Below are 20,624 nucleotides of genomic sequence, written 5' to 3'. Positions count from 1 at the left end.
GTGGGCGGAATAAATCTGAATGAGAGCGGCCTCGATTTTGTGAGACAGGTCTTTGTGACGTTTGGAGGAAACACAACCGTACTGACGCTGTTTCTGCTGTCGGTGCTGTATCTCGCTTTAAAAGGAAAAAAGGAAGAGCGGTATGTGTTCGTAACAACCGCTGTTTTTCTGGCCTTTACGGTATACAATCCATTTGCGGTGAAATATATCCTGGGAAAACTTGGAATGGTCAATGTCTATTACCGGTTTTTCTGGATTCTGCCGATGGTACTGACCATCGGATATGCCTGCACGAAAGTTGTGGGCGGGCAGAAAAAAGGCTGGAGACGGTATCTGACCGCGGCTGCGCTGGCAGCGGTCATCTGTTTTGGCGGAAATTCCGTACTGGCTGGCGGACTGCCGAAGCTGCCGGATAACCAGTACAAGATGCCAGATGATCTTCTGGCCGTCTGTACGGTGCTGCACGAAGAAGCGGGAGAGGGAACCGTAAGAGTTGTCTTTGAACCGGATTTCAACCTGATCGTGCGGCAGTATGATGCTTCGTTTGAACTGGTTCTGGACCGCGATATGGTTCTGACCTATCAGGGCTCCAATACGGTATCAACCGATGCACTGACCGAGCAGGAAATTGAAGACGAAACAAAGATCCTTCAGATTATCACACAGATGGATCTGTCGCTGGATCAGAAAGAATTTTACAGAAGTCTTAGGGAAATGAATGCAGAGTATATTGTACTTTCGAGCAGTTCAGCGGCAGTATCCTATGTGGAAACAGCGGGGTGCATCCCGGTAAGAGAAGTAGAAGGGCATATCATTTTCCGCGTGGAAGAAAAGTAAGAAGGAGGACTTGTTTTTGAATAAGGCAAAAGATTATATTCAGCTGCACCTGAATATCCTGCTGTTTTCTCTGACGAGTGTGTTCTCGAAAGCAGCGTCGGTTCAGCTGAACCGGGGAGGAATCAAAAATCCTCTATTATATGTATTTTTATTTCTGATGGTTGCAAACTGTGGCATTTACGCTATTGCATGGCAGAAGGTAATCAAAAAATTCTCTTTGTCAACCGCATATGCAAACCGCAGCGTCTATCTGATCTGGTCCCAGATCTGGGCCGTGATCATTTTCCATGAAAATCTGACGGTAAAAAATATCATCGGCCTTCTGATTGTGCTGGTGGGAGTTATGGTGGTGCAGCGATATGAATAAATATATGATTTTAATGCTGATCTGTACAATGTTTTCAGCAGTATCACAGATTCTGCTGAAACAAAGCGCCAACGAGGAGCATGCATCTGCACTTCGCGAGTATCTGAACTGGCGCGTGATTGTGGCGTATCTGATTTTTGGCAGTGTACTTCTTTTAAATACGTATGCCTACACACAGGTAGATTTGAAATACGGTCCGGTGTTGGATACCTTTACGTACGTCTTTGTCCTGCTGCTTTCCTTTGGCGTTTTGAAAGAAAAGGTATCAAAAGGAAAGCTGATTGGGAATCTGATTATTATCCTGGGAGTACTGGTGTATACATTGCCGTAAAACGTTCCGATGATGGAAAGAAAGCGATATCAGCTAAGCAGTCCTTGTCCTTTGAAATAGGGGGTCTGCGTACAACAAACGAACGGCTTTTGATTATGAATAAGAAAAAAATAGATTATCGTTTTAAGATATTATATGCTGTGGCGATTCTGATGGTTGTTGCGGGACATTGTGATGGTGGTGGAATTTCTTTGGACTTTGCGCAATGGTTTCCGTATGAGGGAATCCATCTGGCGCTGTTTACTTTTTGTTCAGGATATTTTTTTAAAGATGCAGCACTGAAACGACCGGGGAGATATGTCTGTAAAAAGCTTCGTACCCTGATACTTCCAATGTATGGGTATACGATTGCGTATGGGCTGCTTGTCAGGTTATTACATCGGTGGGGCTTTCAAATCGGTGGAAAATTTAATTTGCACAATATTCTGATTTCACCTTTAAACGATGGGCATCAGTTTGTCCTTAATATGGCCGGCTGGTATATTGTGCCCTTGTTTATGGTAGAAATATTAAATTGTATGATTCGGGCATTTTTTAAGCGAAAAGGATGGCAGATACCGGAATGGATATTTTTTGCAGGGGCAGTACTTATTGGAATGGGCGGCAATTTTTTGGCGATTATGGAATATCGCACCAGCTGGTGGCTGACAGTGGTCAGAATTCTGTATTTTGCTCCGTTTTATGCAATGGGTATTTTTTATAAAAAGATACTGGAGAAATATGTGGACAGGATTCCATCTGTAGTGTATTTTGCGATTGTGTTTGCTGCAAAACTTATGATTTTTCTTCATTATAAAACTAGGTTGGCTTATACGCCAGCGTGGTGCAATGACTTTAATCAAGGACCGGTCATGCCAATTATTATTGGTTTTTTGGGAATTGCACTTTGGATGCGGATTGCAACGATAATGGAACCAGTATTTGGAAGAAAAAAGTGGATTAATCTTCTTTCAGACAACACATTTTCGATTATGGAAAATCAGTTTTTGGGTTTTTTACTTGTAAAAGTTGCTTTCGGAACAATTGCGAATGGCACAAAGCTGTTTTTGAAGTTTGACTGGTCAAGATGTAAAAGTGATATTTGGTGGTATTATATGCCGAAGGACGTAGAACAGACAAAAATTCTGTATTTATTAGCAGCGATTTTTGTTGCCTTACTGATCCAGTGGATCCTTACACAGGTGAAAAAAATGGGAAAAAACATATTTTTGTACGTAAGACAATAGTTAAGCGTATACTGCTTTAAATATTTTGCAAAATAAAAATCCCGCAGAAAAAGAAATGAAAACTTTTTCTGCGGGATTTTATTTTATATTGCATAGATCTGAATCGTTATCAAATTTTTATTGATAATCGATAGGAGACAGGTTGTGAGGATCATCTTCCGCAGAAGAGCCTAGATGTCTGATGGTTTTGGAATTATCCTCATTTTCAGAGAAATCGTCCTCATCTATTCCAGAAGAAGAACTTTCGACTGTGGAATCCAAATCGTTTTCTGTAAAAGAAGAAGCGGAGGAAATGTCACTTACCGAAGTGGAGTCGGGTGTTTCCTCTTCCAATTCAGGATTTGTATCGCAAGGACCCTCGATGAGATGGTAATCCGACTCGGAAAAATGATACCATTTCCCATCCTCAAGCTTTTGCCAGCCGGAAACCGCGTGGCCGTCCTTATCAATAAAATAAGACTGCTTACCGTCAGCCCAGAGCTGATGTGGATTGTAAGTTACCCATTCGTTATTGGCAAATCGATCTTCTTCCTTAATATAAAATTTCTGATATTCGCCATCGCCGACCCAGACGGGGGTAAGATCAGCATCAAGTTCATCGAAGAATCGGGAGCCCATAGAGAGCTGGCGATTCAGTTCATCGAAGCCAAGTTCTTCGGCAAGTGTAGGCTTGTCTGAAAAAAGATTCGTACCAAGTCCAAGACGGTCACCGTCAATGACAGCTCCAAGGCTTGCGAGAGTAGTTGGGAACATATCCATCGTGGTGAAAATCCGATTTTTTTCATGAACCGGAAGAATGGGTGAATTTAAAATAGCGTTATAAGTAGAACGTTGATAATCTTCATCGATGTTTTCACAAAAATCAGAGTCCATGGTCAGATGATCACCGGAAAGAATTATAGTCGTGTTTTCATAAAAAGGCTGTTCCTTGATCCAGTCTATAAACTCACTGACACGGGAACTGGAGCAGTCAATCACCATACCGTAGTGGTCATCTCCGTACTGCTTTTCATCACACTCGTCACATTTGTAGCCGTCCTCGAAGTGGGTGGCAACAGTCAGCATACTGAAGTTGAACGGTTCGTCATTCTTGGAAATCTCCGTCAGTTTATCTTTTGCATACTCAAACAGTTTAGCATCTTCATAGCCCCACCACTGGTAGTAGCCTTCCGGGATCAGTCCCTCGCTGATCGCCCAGTAGTAATCGTCAATTTCATAATCACCGTGCGAAGTGAAGTAATTCTTCCGTCCGCCGAATGCGGCATCGGAACCCATCATAAAGTACTGTTTGTAGCCGGCTTCATTGAGAACGTCGCCAAGTGTTGAAAGCTGCGGAAAAAAGCTGTCCTGATAAGCCATCTCATTGCCTTGAATCGAAAGCTTCAGCGGAAGACCGGAAGTCTGTGCAAAGAGACCGCCCATGGTCCAGGTGGTTCCGGTTGTCGGATAAGCGCCGCCCAGCTTGTCGGAGTTGGAAAAATTGATATTGTCCAGGGCAAGATTAGTCAGGGCGGGAATAAAATTGTGGTCGTAAGCACCGCCGTCTTTTTTATCAGAATAGGTGCTTTCCATTGATTCCAGATAAATATAGATCAGATTCCGTTTCTTTTCCGGGAATGTAATCGTTGTCTGGGACGGATTGACGTAATTATCTTCGATCAAAGTGCTGTAGCTGTTCTGAATGTGCAGGTAAGTATCGATATCCAGCGTCGTCCAGACATTATAAAGAGAATAGGAAGAAAGAGCGATTCCCAGGGCAATGCAGATGCAACCGAGAATGATTTCCACTTTCTTCCGATGGCGCAGGATAATAAAAAGCGCGATCAGAATAGCAAGAACGGCAAAAGAGATCATGCCGCAGGACCAGACGTAACTCCAGAGCACATCCTTGCTGGTACCCTCAAGGGGTGCCTTTAAGTGATAAACAAGTTCTTCCATATCAAGATGCGCCCAGGTCGCGAGCATCCAGCGGGAAGACGTAAAAAGAAGGATCCCAAGGAATCCTAACAGAACGGAAAGAATGGAAAAAAGTATCTTTCCAACATGCTGTACTTTTTTGCGAGACACAGTAAATAACCTCCAGTTTTCTTTAGTGTTTTATAATAGGTAACAAACAGGTAGCGTTAGGTATAAAATATAACTGGGAACTTACGATATTATAACAGAAACTTTACGAAAAAAATAGTATTTTCTTAAAAAATACGAGTGGAAAATGAAAATCCGGGAATTTACATAAAAAGCGGCGGGGCGGGCGTGAAAATGGGTTCTTGAGTTTCTCAGAAAAGAATGGTATAATAGCAAAGATTGTAGACACAAAAGAGGTCAAAAAAAGATCTGTTCACATTTTTGTGGAGAAGAGAAAGGAAAGAAAAATGGGAAAAATTAAAGTAGAATCTTGTGAAATTGAAGGATTAAAAGTAATTACCCCAACCGTATTCGGCGATGAGCGCGGATATTTTATGGAGACATACAATTACAATGATTTTAAAGAAGCCGGCATTGATGTCCAGTTCGTACAGGATAACCAGTCTGCATCCAAAAAAGGTGTCCTGCGCGGACTTCACTTCCAGATCAATTACCCGCAGGACAAACTGGTACGCGTGGTAAACGGTGAAGTATTCGATGTTGCAGTTGACCTTCGCGAGGGATCCAAAACCTACGGAAAATGGTTCGGCGTGCTGCTTTCAGCAGAAAACAAGAAACAGTTCTTTATTCCGAAGAATTTTGCACACGGATTTATCGTACTCTCTGACTACGCAGAATTTGCTTATAAATGTACGGATTTCTATCATCCAAACGATGAAGGCGGTCTGTATTTTGACGATCCGGAGATCGGCGTGGAGTGGCCGATGCCGGAAGGAATGACAAAAGAAGATCTGATTATTTCGGAAAAAGATCATAAATGGGGCGGAATTAAGGATTTAAAGAAATAAGGAGTAAAAAACATTTATGAACGTATTCAAAGAACTTTATCAGAACCGGAAACTGATCTGGAAACTGTCGAAAAATGATTTCCGCAACAAATTTGCCGGAGCGTATTTTGGCATCGTATGGGCATTCATTCAGCCGATGGTGACGGTTGCTGTTTATTTTGTCGTGTTTCAGCTCGGACTGCGTGTACAGCCAGCTGCCACTGGATATCCGTATATCTGCTGGCTGGTTTCCGGTATTATTCCGTGGTTCTTCTTTTCTGATGCACTGCCAAGTGCGTCAAATTGTCTGCTGGAATACAGTTACCTGGTAAAGAAGGTTGTGTTTAAGATCAGTGTGCTTCCAATTGTGAAGGTGATTTCTTCCCTGTTTGTACATCTGTTCTTTATTGTGTTTGCTATTTTGATTTTTGCACTGATGGGAAAACTTCCGCCGGTTCAGATTATCCAGATCGGGTACTATACCTTTGCGGTGATCAGTCTCGTCGTTGTACTTTCCTATCTGACCTGTTCCATCACACCGTTTTTCCGCGATTTCGGCCAGATTATCAATGTAATTCTGAATGTCGGCATGTGGGCAACCCCGATTTTGTGGGATACCACAACAATTCCGAATATTCCGAACTGGCTGAACAGCCTTCTGAAGCTGAATCCTCTGTACTATATTGTCCAGGGATATCGTGACAGCTTTATGAATGGACTCTGGTTCTTCGAGCATCCATGGCACACCCTTTACTTCTGGGCTTTTGTGCTTATGGCAGGACTAATCAGTTCCAAAGTGTTCAAGCGCCTCCGGGTTCATTTCTCAGATGTATTATAGGAGGATGGAATGAGCACAGAAAATACAGAAACAGTAATTTCAATTAACCATGTCAGCAAGGTCTACAAGCTGTTTGAAAAGCCGATGGACCGTCTGAAAGAATCGCTTTCACTGACACATAAAAACTATCACACCGATCATTTTGCGCTGGAGGATATCTCGCTCGAGGTGCACAAAGGCGAGTGTGTCGGTATCATTGGAACGAACGGTTCCGGAAAATCCACACTGCTGAAAATCGTCACAGGTGTCTTAAACCCGACGAGCGGAAACGTGGAGTTAAAGGGAAGAGTCAGTGCCATTCTGGAACTGGGTGCAGGCTTTAACATGGAGTATACCGGTATTGAGAACATTTTCCTGAACGGAACGATGCTTGGCTATACCGAGGAGGAGATGAAGGCAAAGCTCGACGATATCATTGCGTTTGCAGAGATCGGTGACTTTATCAATCAGCCGGTTAAGACGTATTCCAGCGGTATGTTTGCCCGCCTTGCCTTCGCGGTTGCGATCAATGTGGATCCGGATATTCTGATTGTCGATGAGGCCTTAAGCGTCGGAGACATTTTCTTCCAGTCCAAGTGTTACCGGAAATTTAACGATCTGAAAGAAGCAGGAAAAACGATCCTTTTCGTTTCCCACGATATGGGCAGCGTCATCAAGTACTGTGAGAGATGTCTTCTGATTAACAAAGGAAAACAGGTGATGGTTGGAAAATCGTCGGAGGCAGTCGATGTCTACAAGAAGATTCTTGCCAACCAGTACGATGACGAGACAAAAGAAGAGGAAGAGACCGAAGAGAGTGCAGAACAGACCGAAGAGAGAACCGAAGCAGATGCATCCGGTGCCGTATCGGCAGAAAAGCCGAAAAAAGGCCTCTGGAGAGAACGCCTGATTGCGAATGCGCAGCTGGTAGAGTATGGAGACAAGGCTGCGGAGATCGTGGACTTTGCGATTATCGACCACAAAGGTATGATTACATCTTCTGTGGATAAAAACCAGAGATTCCGCATCAAGATGAAAATCAAGTTCCATGAAACGATGGAGCATCCGATTTTTGCCTTTTCGATCAAAGACCGGAAGGGAACGGAGATTACCGGAACGAATACGGCGCTGGAGGATTACACAAAAGATGTGGTGGAAGCAGGAAAGACCGTCACGGTATGCTTTGACCAGATCATGCCGCTGCAGAGCGGACAGTATCTGATGTCGTTTGGATGTACCAGCTACCATCTGGAAGAGCTGGTGATCCACCACAGACTGTACGATGCTTGCTTCCTGGAAGTCTTCTCCATGAAAGACACCGTAGGATTTTTTGATATGAACTCTACCGTGACCTACGAGTAGGATGCGGAGGATAAACGACGGGGGTTATATGAAAGAAACAATAGGAAATGTTCTTTTGAACCTGGATTATTATGACGGCGAAGATGCTTACAGCGACGGCAGCATTGAGGACCGGCTGCTGGAGATCGTCAAGACGACGCCGAAAGAGGATTACCAGAAGGTAATCCTCACAGAAAAAAGCTGGCCGATTTTTTATCACCTTTCTCCAGAACGGGAAAATATTCTGGACTGGTATGAGTGGAAAGACGATGCTTCCGTATTTGAAGTCGGAGCCGGCTGCGGAGCCATTTCCGGCGTGCTCTGCAGAAATGCAAAGCGGGTAGTGGCAAACGATCTGTCGAAGCGGCGCAGTACGATCAATGCCTACAAAAATCAGGATGCGTCCAACCTGGAGATTATGGTTGGAAACTTTAATGTTGTTGCAGAAAAAATGGAAGAACGCTTCGATTACGTGACACTGATCGGTGTTCTGGAGTATGCAAAAAGCTATATTGGAAAGGATAATCCGTATCCGGAATATCTGGAAAAGATCAATCGTCTCTTAAAACCGGGCGGAAAAATCCTGATTGCGATTGAGAACCGTCTGGGACTGAAGTATTTTGCCGGCTGCAGGGAAGACCATGTGGGCCGGGAATTTGTCGGAATTGAAGGATATCCGGGGATTGATTTTGTCGAGACATTCAGCAAACCGGAGCTGGAGCAGATGCTGCAGGAAAACGGTTTTTCGAAGTTTAAGTTTTATTATCCCTATCCGGATTACAAATTTCCGGCGGTCATTTATTCGGATGAATATCTGCCGAAGCCGGGTGAATTGAGAAAAAATCAGCGGAATTTTGATGCTGACAGGATCACACTTTTTGACGAAGGCAAAGCATTTGACGGAATCCTGAAGTCCGGTCTGTTTCCGGTTTTTTCCAATTCCTTTCTGATTGAAGTGGAGAAAAAGGAGTAAACGTATGAGGAAAGTTCTGTATACGAAATTTTCGAGAGAACGTCGGAACGAATTTCAGATTATGACCCGGATTACAGAAGAGGATGGGATCCGGCGTGTGTGGAAGCTTCCGCTGCAGAAAGAGGGAGAACTCCACATCCGGCATATGTATGAAAACTATAGAAAGCTGGAGCATCTGTACACCTATGCGGGCGTACAGATCTGCCCATGCGAACTGGATGAAGAAAAATGCGCGCTTGCATTTCCTTTTGTAGAAGGGGAAAGTTTGGAAACGCGCATTTCCCGTCATGGAAAAGAAAAAGATTTTGCATCGCTGAAAAAGGATTATGAACTGCTGTATCAGATCATTGCATCGGCAAAAGGGCAGAAATCCTTTGTGGAAACCGATGCGTTCTGTGAGGTGTTCGGCCATCCGGCATTGAAAGAAGGACTTGCCGCAGCGGAGATTTCCAATATTGACATGATTCCGGGCAACCTTCTTCTGGATGGAGAAAAGGTCTGGGTGGCAGACTACGAGTGGGTATTCCCGTTTGCCGTACCGATTGCATTTATCTATGCGCGGAGCGTCTTTTTACAGGAGGCGGCGAGTGCACTGACGAAGGAAGAGCAGGAAGAACTGTACGCCATTGGCGGTATTTCCATGGAAGAGATTCCGGTATACTACCATATGGAAGAGTGCTTCCAGGAATTCGCGGCCGGAAAGGGTGAGCCAAATGCGCTCGCCACGTTCTATGGAAAACTGCACCGGCACAATTATCCGCTTTCTATCTGGGAAAAAGAAAAAATGATGTACCCGGTTGTGCTCACCGAAACAGCACCGGAGGAGAGAGAACTCTATTATGAGGACTGCTTCGGCTTGGATGAGCAGAAGGTGATGATGCTTGAAAAGGCAGACGCGGACGGAGAGCTTTCCCTTCAGCTGATGCAAGAGGGGGCTGTCATTAAAATCCGTTCTCTCGCGGGCGTATGCAGCGATGGAAAGACGGAATGTATCGCTTTTTCGCACAACGCCGAGCTTGAGATTATCGACGACTATTATTTCCTTGGAACGCCGGTTCTGAAATTCCGGAATGCCGGTTATGAACAGATCCGGATTGATTACCGGATTTACTACAAAGGCGATGGCGTTACGTCCCAGTTTATTCAATATATCCGTCAGAATAAAGATCTGAGGGATGAACTGAACGGGGAGATTTATCGGAAAGGCCAGCTGCAGGCAGAAATCGAAGCAGAAAAAGCGGCACTTGCACACAGGGAAGAAGAACTCCAGGAAACGAGAAAACAGAAGCAGTTTCTGGAGGAAGAGCTGGAGCGGATGCGCCAGCGTAAGGTTGTGCGTATGGCAGATAAAGTGCAGCATGTGATAAAAAGGAGTAAATAACTATGGATGTATCCATTGTCATTCCTACCAAAAATGGTGGGCATCTGTTTGAAAAAGTGCTGGATGCCGTTTTCAAACAGAAGACAGAGTATGAATATGAAGTAATTTGCGTGGATTCCGGGTCAAAGGACGGAACGCTCGATGTGATCCGCAAATATCCATGCCGTTTGTTTCAGATTGAGCCGTCCGAATTTGGACATGGAAAAACGAGAAACTATGGTGCTTCCAAAGGAAACGGAACGTATATCATCTTTATTACGCAGGATGCGCTTCCGGCGACCGATACCTGGCTGCAGAATTTCATTGATGCCATGAAGATGGACCCGGAAATCGTGGGAGGATTCGGGATTCATTATCCGTATCCGGACTGCAATCTGCTTGACAAGCGTGATCTGGATGGCCATTTTAAAGGATTTGGAGAAACTAATACGATTTTCCACCTTGATGATCCGGAACGCTACGAAAGAGAAGAAGGATATCGTCATTATCTGGCGTTTTTCTCCGACAATAACTCCTGTATCCGAAGAGATATTTTTGAAAAATATCCGTATGAGGATGTCAACTTTGCCGAGGATCAGATCTGGGCGAGAAAGATGATTGAACTCGGATTCAAAAAAGTATACTGCCCGTATGCGCCAGTATATCATTCCCACAATTTCAAACTCAGAACGTATTTCAAACGGTATTATGATGAGCAGAAGGGATTATATGAAGTTCATCAGTATATGATTGCACAGAAATGGACGCAGCTTCCGGGCATGCTGTACCGGCAGGTGAGAGGGGACTGTGTGTATATCCGTCAGCAGCCGCTCAGTAAAAAAGAGAAAATCCACTGGGCATTTTATTCCCTGTTTCGCAATTTTGACCGCTTTGTGGGCGGCTATCTCGGCGGAAAATACCATCTGTATTCCAAACGGAAACAACAGTTCCTGGATCGTCACATTTCGCAGCAGTACGATCAGAGACATGCATAGAAGAAAGGAAAAAGAAACGTGAAAAAACCAAATGTAGCATACCGTGCGTTACGGTATCTGAAGAATCATGGATTAAAAGAAACGATTGAGCGCGCAAAACAGGGCAATGAGCCGGCTGTACCGCCGAAGAACAACGTCATCGGATTTTACAGATTTGTCGTAGACAACGATCCGATCCCGTTCAATCAAAAAGAGTATGAGAAACATAAAAACGACAAGAAAAAGATCCTGAATTGGGTTGTACCGGAAATGGGACCTGGTTCCGGCGGTCATACCACCATTTTCCGTTTTATTTCCAACCTGGAGCGCCTCGGTTTCCACAGTAGAGTTTATCTTTACATGTCCCCGAATTTTCAGGATAATGCGTCCATCCGCAAATTCCTAAAAGAGTACTTCCCGCTTCTTGTGCCGGAAGTAGAAGTTTACTGCGATGTATCCCAGATGAAATTTGCACATGCAACCGTAGCAACCTCCTGGACCACCGCTTACTACGTAAGAAAATTCCAGAATACGATTTCGAAGTTTTACTTCGTACAGGATTTCGAGCCGCATTTCTATGCACACGGTTCCGAGTATGAATTTGCTGAGAACACCTATAAGATGGGATTCCGCGGAATCACTGCAGGTGATTGGTTAAGAGACATCATGAGAAATGAGTACGGCATGCAGGCAGACAGCTTCCATTTCTCCTACGATGACAAAGTATATCAGCCGAAAGAAAAACCGGACAACGAAAAGAGAGTCTTTTTCTATGCGCGCCCGGTTACCCCGAGACGTGATTTTGAGCTCGGTATGCTGGCACTCAATGAGCTGTGCCGCAGAATGCCAGAGATCGAGGTTGTTTTCGCGGGATGGGATGTCAGCGGCTATGAGATTCCGTTCAAACACAGAAATTTAGGTATCGTAACACCGCAGGTGCTGGCAGATTCCTATGCGATCTGTGATATGTGCCTTGTTATTTCGAATACCAACCTTTCCCTCGTACCGTTCGAGGTTATGGCCTGCAACTCGGTCGCTGTCTGCTCCAAGGGTGCAAACAGCAGCTGGATGGTAAATGAGGAAAACTCCATTCTGGTTGACTATGATCCGATCCAGATCGCAGACAGAATGGAATATTACTTCAACCACCCGGATGAGCTGGCTACAATCCGCAAAAAGGGAATGGATTTCGTAAAGGGAACCTCCTGGTACAAAGAAGCAGAAAAAGTTTATGCAAGCATGTTAAAGGGAATTGAGGAAGATGAGAAAAAACTGCAGTAAGGATGTGAGCAGAGAACACAGAATAGAAATTCTGTTTGTGTTCGGTGTATTCCTGTTTTACTTTTTATGGTCCTGTACGCAGCGATACAATTTTTCGGCGGATGAATCAATGCGCTATCAGATTGCACAGTTTATCTATGAACACGGAAGTCTTCCGCGCGGGGATGATCCGCTGATCCGGAATGAGGACTGGGGAACCTCCTATGCGTTTAATCCCATCCTTTCTTACATGGCATCAGCCGTTCTGATGAAAGGCATGAGTCTTTTTACAACGAATGAATGGATGCTGCTGCTTTCCGCCCGGTTTGTTAATGTACTGCTTGGAGCGTTGATGGCATGGGTTGTGTTGAAGGCAGCAAAATTGTTGTTTCCGAGGCGGTATGCATGGATGTTTACCGCACTGGTTGTCTTTCTGCCGGGAAATGTGATTCTGTATTCTTACGTCAACTGCGATGCGCTCGCCATGTGTTCAACGGCTATTATTTTTTATTCCTGGGTCAAGGCGTATAAGGAAGGATGGAACTGGACAACTTGTGCAGTGTCTGCCATTGGAATGGGTCTTTGTTTCCTGTCGTATTACAATGCGTATGGATTTATCCTGACGACATTTTTCTTCTTTGTGGGAACGATGCTGACCGATCAGGAAAAGGCACCAAAAGAGCGTTGGAAAGAGATGATCCAGAAAGGTCTTTTTATTCTTGTGATCGTCTGTGTCATTGCTTTGTGGTGGTTTATTCGAAATGCAATTCTCTATCACGGGGATTTTCTGGGAAGAGAGACATCGAGTGCGTGTGCGGAACTGTATGCGAGAGCTAAGTACAAGCCATCGAACAGCAAAACATTCCAGAAAAAAGGCGACTCCATGCTATGTATGATCTTCTACAGACCAGTTTATCTGGAACATGACTGGCTGGTAACAGTGCTGTACAGCTTTGTCGGCGCGTTTGGCTATAATAGGATTTATCTTTCCAAAATGATTATTGTTCCATACCTCTGCTGTCTTGGCATCGGCCTCATTCTGATGCGGAACTGTTGCCAGAGAGACTTTTTCTTCTGGAATGCCGATGGCACACAGACGGCGATTGCTGGTAAAACAAAGAGAAAATGGAGTAAAACAGGATGGTTTACCTGGGCAAATGTGTTTGCACTGCTGATTCCAAACTATCTGAATGCATATTACTCCTACAGTTCTGATTTTCAGCCGCAGGGACGATACAGCATGCCGATGCTGATTCCGCTGATGTATTTCGTGACGAAGGGTGTGCAGGCGTTCCTGAAACGGGAGAAAAAACTACAGAAGTATGAAAAATTGTTCTGTATTCTGGTCTGTGTGGCGGCAGCGGCATTAGCGGCATTCACTTGGGCGAGAATCATCTATCCGATGTACTTGCAGAACTACTACGGATTGCGGTAAGCGGAACAGAGAAAGAAAGCGGTGAAACGTTTGGAAAAAATTTCAGTGCTGACAGCAAAATTAAAAAAAGCTGTTGCAGAAGAAGGAATCGGCGGTCTGGCTGGGCGTACGAAAGGGTACCTTGCGCGGGCAAAAAAAGAAAAAGAGTTTCAGAGAGAAAAATCCCGGGTCTACCGGGATATTCTCTTTATCAGTGGCTGCAATGAACAGCTGCCGCATCCACACCGGTACCGCGTGGTGCATCAGATGGAGCAGCTGGAGGCAGGCGGATATACGTGTGATACGGTTTATTTTCAGGAGCTGAAGCCCTGGATGGTACGTTGCTACGGCGCGTTCGTGATTTTCCGCTGCCCGATGACGGACACCCTGCGGGAATTTGCCACAATGGCAAAGCAGATGAACAAGCCTCTGTGGTACGATGTGGATGATCTTGTGATCGATACGAAATACACCGATCAGATTCCGTTTCTCGACCGGATGCAGCCGGAAGAACGGCAGGCATACGATCAGAATGTCCGAAACATGGGCGAGCTGCTTTCCCTCTGTGATGCGGCGGTTACGACGACAGCGGCGCTGGCAGAAGAACTGAAGCAGTACGTACCGGAGGTGCTGATCAACCGCAACTGTGCGTCAGATGAGATGCTGCTACTGTCCGAGGCGGTGTTAAAAGAAAAACAGAAAAAGAACGAAGCAGATAGAACGGCGAAAAAAGTACGCCTTGGCTATTTCAGCGGCAGTGCGACGCATCTGGACGACATCGAGATGATCGTTCCGGTGCTGAAACAGCTGCTTGGCAAAAATCCGAACCTGGAACTCCTCATCGTGGGAATTCTGGAACTCCCGGTGGAGCTGAAACTGTTTGCTTCCCAGATCCAGATGGAGGGATTTGTTGATTACCAAAAACTGCCGGAGCGGATTGCGTCGGTGGATATCAACTTGGCTCCGCTTACCGATACAATTTTTAACCGTGCGAAATCGGAAAATAAATGGGTGGAAGCGGCTCTGGTGCAGACCGTGACAGCAGCCAGCAATCTCGGCGCTTTTGCTGAGATGGTACAGGATGGAGAAGACGGCGTACTCTGCCGAGACGAAGCGGAGTGGTTGGAAAAACTGCAGTGGCTGATCGACGACGAACCGGCACGAAAAGCCATTGCCGGACGGGCATATGGCCGGTGCAGCCGCGAGTGTGTCACAATCTTTCATGCCACCGGGATTTGCGAGTGGGTGGAGCGCCACTGGAATCTACGCTGTGCCTTTGTGCTTCCAGCGATGGAGATCAGCGGAGGCATCCGCGTTGCACTTCTTCATGCGGAAATGCTGGTAAAAGCAGGAGCGCAGGTCAGCCTCTTTACTCTGGAAGGGGAGACGGAGTGGTATCATGAGGGTGATTTCCATTTTCCGGTGCTGTCGGCTGAGCGAGAGAAACTGCAGGGAACGCTGGATCTTGCGGTAGCGACGATGTGGAATACCGCAGAGTTCGTCGAACAGTCCAGTAAGATCCGAAAGAAAAAATATCTGGTGCAGAATTTTGAAGTTGGATTTTATCCGCCGGGAAGCCCGTACCGGATCGCAGCTTCGGCGACTTACCGGATGAGGAGCCCGATGGAGTACGTAACTATTTCCAAATGGTGTCAGAACTGGCTGCGGGAGGAATACCATACCGAAGCAGTCTATCTTCCGAACGGCATCGATCCGTGCTTCTATCCGAAACGGGGGCGGGATCTGCAGGGAAAAATTCGGATTCTGATCGAGGGAGACTGCAGCGCGGAGCATAAAAACGTGGACGAGAGCTTCCGTATCGTGGAACAGCTGGATCTGGAAAAATTCGAGATCTGGTACATGTCCTACAATGGAAATCCGAAATCCTGGTACCGCGTGAACCGCTTTTTATACCGGGTTCCGTATGAAAAAACACCGGAAGTCTATGCGGCGTGTGATATCCTGCTGAAAACAAGCCTGCTGGAGAGCTTTTCCTATCCGCCGCTTGAGATGATGGCGTCCGGCGGCTACGTCGTTGCTGTGCCGAACGGTGGCAATCTGGAATACCTGAAAGATGGGGAAAACTGTATTCTCTATCCGCAGGGAAATCTCGCGGAGGCAAAAGCGGCGATTGAGCGTATTCTGACAGATGCGGAACTGAGGAAAAAACTGGATACGGGAGCAGAAGAGACGGTAAAGGAAAGAAACTGGAAAAGAATCGAACCACAGATTTTAGAACAGTATCTTGGAAAATAAATAAGCAACAAAAAGGGCTGTCGCACTAGCAAATATTTCTGGCGGTAGCTCTGCTTTATACCCAAATGGCATCGAAATCGGTTGCGTTTTCGATGCCATTCTTTACTTCTTATAGGAAAGTTCGACTTCCGTCGAACTCTTGAATCAGGATCACCCGTTGGACGGGAGGTCCTGATTGCTTATAAATTAGAAGATCAGTGCCGTTTGTTTCGGTTATTGCGGCGTCTGTTTCTGCGTTTCCGTCTCTTTCTCGCGTTGTTGATCACGACAATGATCAGAATCAGAAAAGCGACACCGTTCAGGCCAAGCAGAATATAGAGCAGTGTGGAGAGAAAAGAAATTTTCTTGGTTTCTTCCGGTGTTGGAATATCTGTGCTGTCGGTTTCTTCTGATGAATCGGAGGAAACCGAAGAACTGTCGGAAACAGTACCTGGAGCGGAAACCTCGGCTGTTCCGATGAAGTGATCATCGAAAAAATACTGGCGGGTGTACGGTTCCTCAACGGAAGCGCCGTCCGGATCGGTGTAGGTTGCAGTTTCAATTTTCGCATTCTTTGGAAGCGTTACCACACCGGAAAGACTTTCCTTTTTTGCGTTCTTCAGGGTATAATGTGTAAAATTATCATAACCGAAATCAAGTACGGTACGGGTATCGTTGATATAATCGAGGTTATCACAGGTTAAAACAACGCAGACCAGCGTCATATTGCCTCGCTTGGCAGCGGTAACGAGTGTGTTGTGTGCCTCATCGGTATAACCGGTCTTTCCGGCGAAAGCACCCTTGTATCCCCACTGACCGTCCTGGAACAGCAATGCGTGGTGGTTCTGAAGATCACGCGGTGTCGAGGTCATATTGGTCGGCTGAATTGTGTAGGTCAGATCGGACTCGATGCGGCAGAAGGTCTCGTTTTTGATGCACTCCTGCATAATGAGTGCCATATCGTGTGCACTGGTGTAGTGGTTCGGATCTGGCAGACCGTTTGCATTGACAAAATGGGTATTCGTGCAACCAAGTGCAGCGGCGCGTTCGTTCATCATGGCGGCGAAACCTTCCTCGCTTCCGGCAATGTCGATGGCAAGCTGTGTGCAGACCTCATTTGCCGAGGCAAGAAGAATCGCGTGAAGAGCATCCTCCACTGTGATCGTTTCGCCAAGCTGAACGTTGATGCGGGCATTTCCCGGAATGGATTCGCTGACAGCATGTTCGCCGAAGGTAACGGTGTCGGTCATCTGCTTGTTTTCAATGATCAGCAGAGCCGTCAGAATCTTGGTGATGCTGGCAGGATAGCGCTGCTCGTCCATGTTTTTATCGTATAAAACAGCACCAGTATCGGCATCGAGTAAACAGACAGCGCCGGAATTGTTTTCCGGTCCTTCGGGCCAGGTGGTGACTGTTTTTTTATCGGTTGTGGCAAAAATCGTCTGCGGGAGGCAGGACGCGGCAAAAACAAAAGCAAGCAACAGGCATAAAAATGTGCGGGCTGCAGAATTCTTTCTAATCATAACTCACTCCTTCTGATCCAGCGGGTACAGCTGCATAAGACTGTCCGGGCAGCGGATCTCTCTAAAATGTATTAGACACACTTTTATTATTATAACATAAAGCGAGCAGGGAAGAAACACATAATTTCTTAATATTTTCAGTCGGGATTTGCAAAATGCAGTAAAATAGAGTATAATGCGAACGAGTTCATACGGAAAAAACAAAAAACCTGAAAAACAAAAACCCCAAGGAGTTAAAAAAAGTGTCAGATATGAAATGGCTCCGTTTTATACGGAAATTGAAACCTTACAACATACAGAAGGGACTGCGTTACCTGAAACATTATGGCCCAAAGGAATTCCTGATCCGTCTTTCGGAGAGGATGGAGCCGGAGGAGGTTCCGTACGGACCGTGGCGGGAGCAGTACTGCGCAAAAGAGGAGGACCTGGCGTGTCAGAAAAATCATAAATTTTCTTATTGTCCGAAGATCAGCGTTGTTGTTCCGGCTTACCGTACGCCGGAAATTTTTCTGCGTCAGATGATCGAATCCCTGGAAAAACAGAGTTATGAAAACTGGGAACTGGTGATCGGAAATGCCAGCCCGGAGGATGAGACGATGGCGCGCATCCTGAAAGAGTATACCGGAAAAGATCCGCGCGTAAAGAACGTTCCGATTCCGGAAAATATCGGCATTGCAGAGAATACAAATGCAGCGCTTGCCGCAGCAGCGGGAAATTTCGTCGGTTTTATGGATCACGACGATCTGCTTGCGCCGGATGCACTCTTTGAAATTGCCATCCGTCTGGAAAAAGATCCGTCCATCGATGCTTTTTATACCGATGAGGACAAGGTACGGACCGATCTGTCCGAGTATTTCCAGCCGCATTTCAAACCGGATTTCAATCTGGATCTGCTGCGGTCAAACAATTATATCTGCCATTTCTTCGTTGTACGGCGGGAGATTGCGGAGAAAACCGGCGGCCTTCGTCCGGAATACAATGGGGCGCAGGATTATGATTATATCTTCCGCTGCACGGAAATGGCGGGAAAAATTGTACACATTCCGAGAGTTTTATATCACTGGAGGGTCCACAGCGCTTCCACCGCAGACAATCCGGCAAGCAAGCTGTACGCGTATGAGGCCGGAAAAAAGGCAATTGAGGGAAACCTTGCGCGCTGCGGCGAAGAGGGAACCGTCACACTGCGTTCGGATTATGGCTTCTACGATGTAGATTATAAACTGCGGGGAACGCCTCTGGTTTCGATTCTGATCCCGAACAAGGATCAGGCCGATACGTTACGCACCTGTCTGGAATCCATTAAGAAGAAGTGCATGTATCCATCCTATGAGATTCTGATTATTGAGAACAACAGCACTGAGGAAGCAACGTTTTCCTATTACAAAGAACTCGAAGCACAGGGCATCCGTGTCCTGAAGTATCCAAAACAGGGCTTTAACTATTCTGCGATCAATAATTTCGGCGTCAAAGAGGCAAAGGGAGAGTATCTCCTGTTTCTCAATAACGATATGGAAATTATTACACCCGATTTTATGGAAAAGATGGTGTCCAATCTGCAAAGACCGCAGATCGGGGCGGTCGGCGCGAAGCTGTATTACCCGGACAACACGGTGCAGCATGCGGGTATCATCATCGGTATCGGCGGCATTGCGGGCCACGCCTTTTTAGGACTGGCGCGCGGAAGAAGCGGCTACCTGCATAAGGCATCGCTCCAGATGAATGTGAGTGCGGTGACAGCAGCGTGCATGATGATGAAAAAAGAGGTTTTTGAGGAGGTCGGCGGCTTTGAAGAAGAACTGTCCGTCGCTTTCAATGATGTTGATCTGTGCCTGCGCATTGGAAAAGCAGGTTATAAAATCGTATACAATCCGCACGTGGAGCTGTACCATTATGAATCGAAATCCAGGGGAGCAGAGGATGACGAGAAGAAGGTGCGCCGCTTCCAGTCGGAAATCGAATTTATGCGCAGCCGCTGGATTGGGCTGTTAAAGGCAGGAGATCCCTGCTACAATCCAAATTTAACACTGGCATCGTGGAACTATGGACTGCGTGCCGACGGCAGGGGAGTAAAACCATGGACAAAGTAGCAGTTGTAATACCAAATTATAATGGATACCGGTATCTGGAGACGTGTTTTGCAGCGCTTGCAAAGCAGACCTTTACCGAATTTACCACATATTTCGTGGACAATGGTTCACAGGATGAGAGCTGTGCGTTTCTCCGGGAACACTACCCGGAGACGAAAATCATCCAGCTCGATGATAACTATGGCTTCAGCCGTGCGGTCAACGAAGGCATCCGCCGGTCGACAGAGCCGTATGTGATCCTTTTAAACAACGACACCGAAGTGTTCCCGGACTTTGTCGAGCGCCTTTATGAGGGAATCTGCAAAAGAAAAAATGCGTTTGCATGCAGCGCAAAGCTGATTTCCTATCAGGAGCGTGATAAAATCGACGATGCGGGAAATTACTATAATATGCTGGGATGGGCGTTCGCAAGAGGAAAAGGAAAATCGGTCAGTGAATTTGAAACGTCCGACCGGATTTTTGCAGCCTGCGCCGGAGCAGCGATCTACCGCCGGGAATTTCTGGAAAAGACCGGACTTTTTGACGAAGAACATTTTGCTTATCTGGAAGATACCGACATCGGCTATCGTGCGCGGCTTTTGGGCTACGAGAACTGGTATGAGCCGTCCGCGAAGGTTTACCACGTCGGAAGCGGAACGAGCGGCTCCCGGTATAACCTCTTTAAAATCCGTTATTCTTCCAGGAATAATATTTATCTGATCTATAAAAATATGCCGGTTTTACAGATTTTGCTTAACCTGCCGGCCTTTATCCTCGGCTTTTCGGCAAAACTGGTCTTTTTTGCATCGAAGGGATACGGAAAAGAATATCTGGCAGGAATCAAGAATGGTTTTTTCATCTGCCGGAAGCCGGAAAACAGAGCAAAAAAGATCCGTTTCGAGTGGAAGCGCCTCGGCACGTATTTTGTCATCGAATGGGAGCTTTTTATCAATGTGTTCCGGAGATTTCTGGAGAGGGCATAAGGATT

The 20,624-nt window shown here is 46.1% G+C and carries 17 protein-coding genes; 15 read left to right on the top strand and 2 right to left on the bottom strand.

From position 1 onward, the window contains the following. The 4 genes from DWY63_RS07060 to DWY63_RS07045 all read left to right on the top strand — a co-directional run bounded on the left by DWY63_RS07060 (window position 1) and on the right by DWY63_RS07045 (window position 2,761). Window positions 1-837: a hypothetical protein gene (locus DWY63_RS07060; RefSeq protein ID WP_055227571.1), complete on the top strand. Its 837-nt coding sequence runs from the start codon at window positions 1-3 to the stop codon at window positions 835-837. A gap of 16 nt (window positions 838-853) precedes the next feature. Next, window positions 854-1,204: an EamA family transporter gene (locus DWY63_RS07055; protein WP_022462984.1), complete on the top strand. Its 351-nt coding sequence runs from the start codon at window positions 854-856 to the stop codon at window positions 1,202-1,204. Further along, window positions 1,197-1,535: an EamA family transporter gene (locus tag DWY63_RS07050; RefSeq protein WP_022462983.1), complete on the top strand. Its 339-nt coding sequence runs from the start codon at window positions 1,197-1,199 to the stop codon at window positions 1,533-1,535. The genes DWY63_RS07055 and DWY63_RS07050 overlap by 8 nt, the downstream gene beginning before the upstream one ends. A gap of 95 nt (window positions 1,536-1,630) precedes the next feature. Further along, entirely contained in the window at window positions 1,631-2,761 is a 1,131-nt protein-coding gene (locus tag DWY63_RS07045; RefSeq protein WP_117801717.1) for an acyltransferase family protein, read from the top strand. A 117-nt stretch (window positions 2,762-2,878) separates the two neighbouring features. On the opposite strand, the gene DWY63_RS07040 is transcribed toward DWY63_RS07045, so the two are convergent. Further along, window positions 2,879-4,828: a sulfatase-like hydrolase/transferase gene (locus DWY63_RS07040; RefSeq protein WP_243001857.1), complete on the bottom strand. Its 1,950-nt coding sequence runs from the start codon at window positions 4,826-4,828 to the stop codon at window positions 2,879-2,881. Window positions 4,829-5,133: 305 nt separating this feature from the next. Here DWY63_RS07040 and rfbC point away from each other — a divergent pair, with 305 nt between their 5' ends. From rfbC to DWY63_RS06995, 9 genes are read left to right on the top strand one after another with little or no spacing between them, the layout of a single operon-like run. Then, on the top strand, window positions 5,134-5,694 hold the full coding sequence (rfbC, locus tag DWY63_RS07035) for a dTDP-4-dehydrorhamnose 3,5-epimerase (protein ID WP_022462980.1): 561 nt from the start codon (window positions 5,134-5,136) through the stop codon (window positions 5,692-5,694). A 16-nt stretch (window positions 5,695-5,710) separates the two neighbouring features. Continuing rightward, complete coding sequence (locus DWY63_RS07030; protein ID WP_117801716.1) at window positions 5,711-6,511, top strand: ABC transporter permease; 801 nt, start codon at window positions 5,711-5,713, stop codon at window positions 6,509-6,511. Between the two features lie 9 nt (window positions 6,512-6,520). Next, on the top strand, window positions 6,521-7,852 hold the full coding sequence (locus DWY63_RS07025) for an ABC transporter ATP-binding protein (RefSeq protein WP_117801715.1): 1,332 nt from the start codon (window positions 6,521-6,523) through the stop codon (window positions 7,850-7,852). 28 nt (window positions 7,853-7,880) lie between these two features. Next, window positions 7,881-8,804 (top strand): class I SAM-dependent methyltransferase, encoded by a 924-nt coding sequence (locus tag DWY63_RS07020; protein ID WP_055227563.1) that lies wholly within the window; start codon window positions 7,881-7,883, stop codon window positions 8,802-8,804. A 4-nt stretch (window positions 8,805-8,808) separates the two neighbouring features. Then, window positions 8,809-10,185 carry a hypothetical protein gene (locus DWY63_RS07015; RefSeq protein ID WP_117801714.1) on the top strand — a complete coding sequence of 459 codons (1,377 nt, stop codon included), beginning with the start codon at window positions 8,809-8,811 and terminating at the stop codon, window positions 10,183-10,185. Between the two features lie 2 nt (window positions 10,186-10,187). Then, entirely contained in the window at window positions 10,188-11,159 is a 972-nt protein-coding gene (locus tag DWY63_RS07010) for a glycosyltransferase family 2 protein (RefSeq protein ID WP_022462975.1), read from the top strand. A gap of 18 nt (window positions 11,160-11,177) precedes the next feature. Then, entirely contained in the window at window positions 11,178-12,419 is a 1,242-nt protein-coding gene (locus DWY63_RS07005) for a rhamnosyltransferase WsaF family glycosyltransferase (protein WP_022462974.1), read from the top strand. Next, window positions 12,400-13,833, top strand: a complete 1,434-nt coding sequence (locus DWY63_RS07000; RefSeq protein WP_022462973.1) for an ArnT family glycosyltransferase — start codon at window positions 12,400-12,402, stop codon at window positions 13,831-13,833. Before DWY63_RS07005 ends, DWY63_RS07000 begins: the two co-directional genes overlap by 20 nt. Window positions 13,834-13,863: 30 nt before the next feature. Next, on the top strand, window positions 13,864-16,068 hold the full coding sequence (locus DWY63_RS06995) for a glycosyltransferase (protein WP_117801768.1): 2,205 nt from the start codon (window positions 13,864-13,866) through the stop codon (window positions 16,066-16,068). A gap of 194 nt (window positions 16,069-16,262) precedes the next feature. Here the strand turns inward: DWY63_RS06995 and DWY63_RS06990 are convergent, their stop codons facing one another. After that, on the bottom strand, window positions 16,263-17,570 hold the full coding sequence (locus tag DWY63_RS06990) for a D-alanyl-D-alanine carboxypeptidase family protein (protein WP_055227560.1): 1,308 nt from the start codon (window positions 17,568-17,570) through the stop codon (window positions 16,263-16,265). A 251-nt stretch (window positions 17,571-17,821) separates the two neighbouring features. On the opposite strand from DWY63_RS06990, the gene DWY63_RS06985 reads away from it, so the two are divergent. Continuing rightward, window positions 17,822-19,657 (top strand): glycosyltransferase family 2 protein, encoded by a 1,836-nt coding sequence (locus DWY63_RS06985; protein WP_055219403.1) that lies wholly within the window; start codon window positions 17,822-17,824, stop codon window positions 19,655-19,657. After that, window positions 19,645-20,619, top strand: coding sequence for a glycosyltransferase family 2 protein (locus tag DWY63_RS06980; RefSeq protein WP_117801713.1), 975 nt, complete (start codon window positions 19,645-19,647; stop codon window positions 20,617-20,619). Before DWY63_RS06985 ends, DWY63_RS06980 begins: the two co-directional genes overlap by 13 nt. Window positions 20,620-20,624: the final 5 nt, after the last annotated feature.

It is taken from the genome of Blautia sp. AF26-2, assembly GCF_003460955.1.
GTDB classification, from domain to species: Bacteria; Bacillota; Clostridia; order Lachnospirales; family Lachnospiraceae; genus Fusicatenibacter; species Fusicatenibacter saccharivorans.
Note: the sequence above shows the minus strand (reverse complement) of the source record. Positions and strands in the feature narration are given on the sequence as shown.

Bases quoted from the DNA above. Each gene is read 5' to 3' on its own strand.
- DWY63_RS07050 (WP_022462983.1), top strand. From the start codon at position 1,197: ATGAATAAATATATGATTTTAATGCTGATCTGTACAATGTTTTCAGCA.
- DWY63_RS07045 (WP_117801717.1), top strand. From the start codon at position 1,631: ATGAATAAGAAAAAAATAGATTATCGTTTTAAGATATTATATGCTGTG.
- rfbC (WP_022462980.1), top strand. From the start codon at position 5,134: ATGGGAAAAATTAAAGTAGAATCTTGTGAAATTGAAGGATTAAAAGTA.
- DWY63_RS07030 (WP_117801716.1), top strand. From the start codon at position 5,711: ATGAACGTATTCAAAGAACTTTATCAGAACCGGAAACTGATCTGGAAA.
- DWY63_RS07025 (WP_117801715.1), top strand. From the start codon at position 6,521: ATGAGCACAGAAAATACAGAAACAGTAATTTCAATTAACCATGTCAGC.
- DWY63_RS07020 (WP_055227563.1), top strand. From the start codon at position 7,881: ATGAAAGAAACAATAGGAAATGTTCTTTTGAACCTGGATTATTATGAC.
- DWY63_RS07015 (WP_117801714.1), top strand. From the start codon at position 8,809: ATGAGGAAAGTTCTGTATACGAAATTTTCGAGAGAACGTCGGAACGAA.
- DWY63_RS07010 (WP_022462975.1), top strand. From the start codon at position 10,188: ATGGATGTATCCATTGTCATTCCTACCAAAAATGGTGGGCATCTGTTT.
- DWY63_RS07000 (WP_022462973.1), top strand. From the start codon at position 12,400: ATGAGAAAAAACTGCAGTAAGGATGTGAGCAGAGAACACAGAATAGAA.
- DWY63_RS06990 (WP_055227560.1), bottom strand. From the start codon at position 17,570: ATGATTAGAAAGAATTCTGCAGCCCGCACATTTTTATGCCTGTTGCTT.
- DWY63_RS06985 (WP_055219403.1), top strand. From the start codon at position 17,822: ATGAAATGGCTCCGTTTTATACGGAAATTGAAACCTTACAACATACAG.
- DWY63_RS06980 (WP_117801713.1), top strand. From the start codon at position 19,645: ATGGACAAAGTAGCAGTTGTAATACCAAATTATAATGGATACCGGTAT.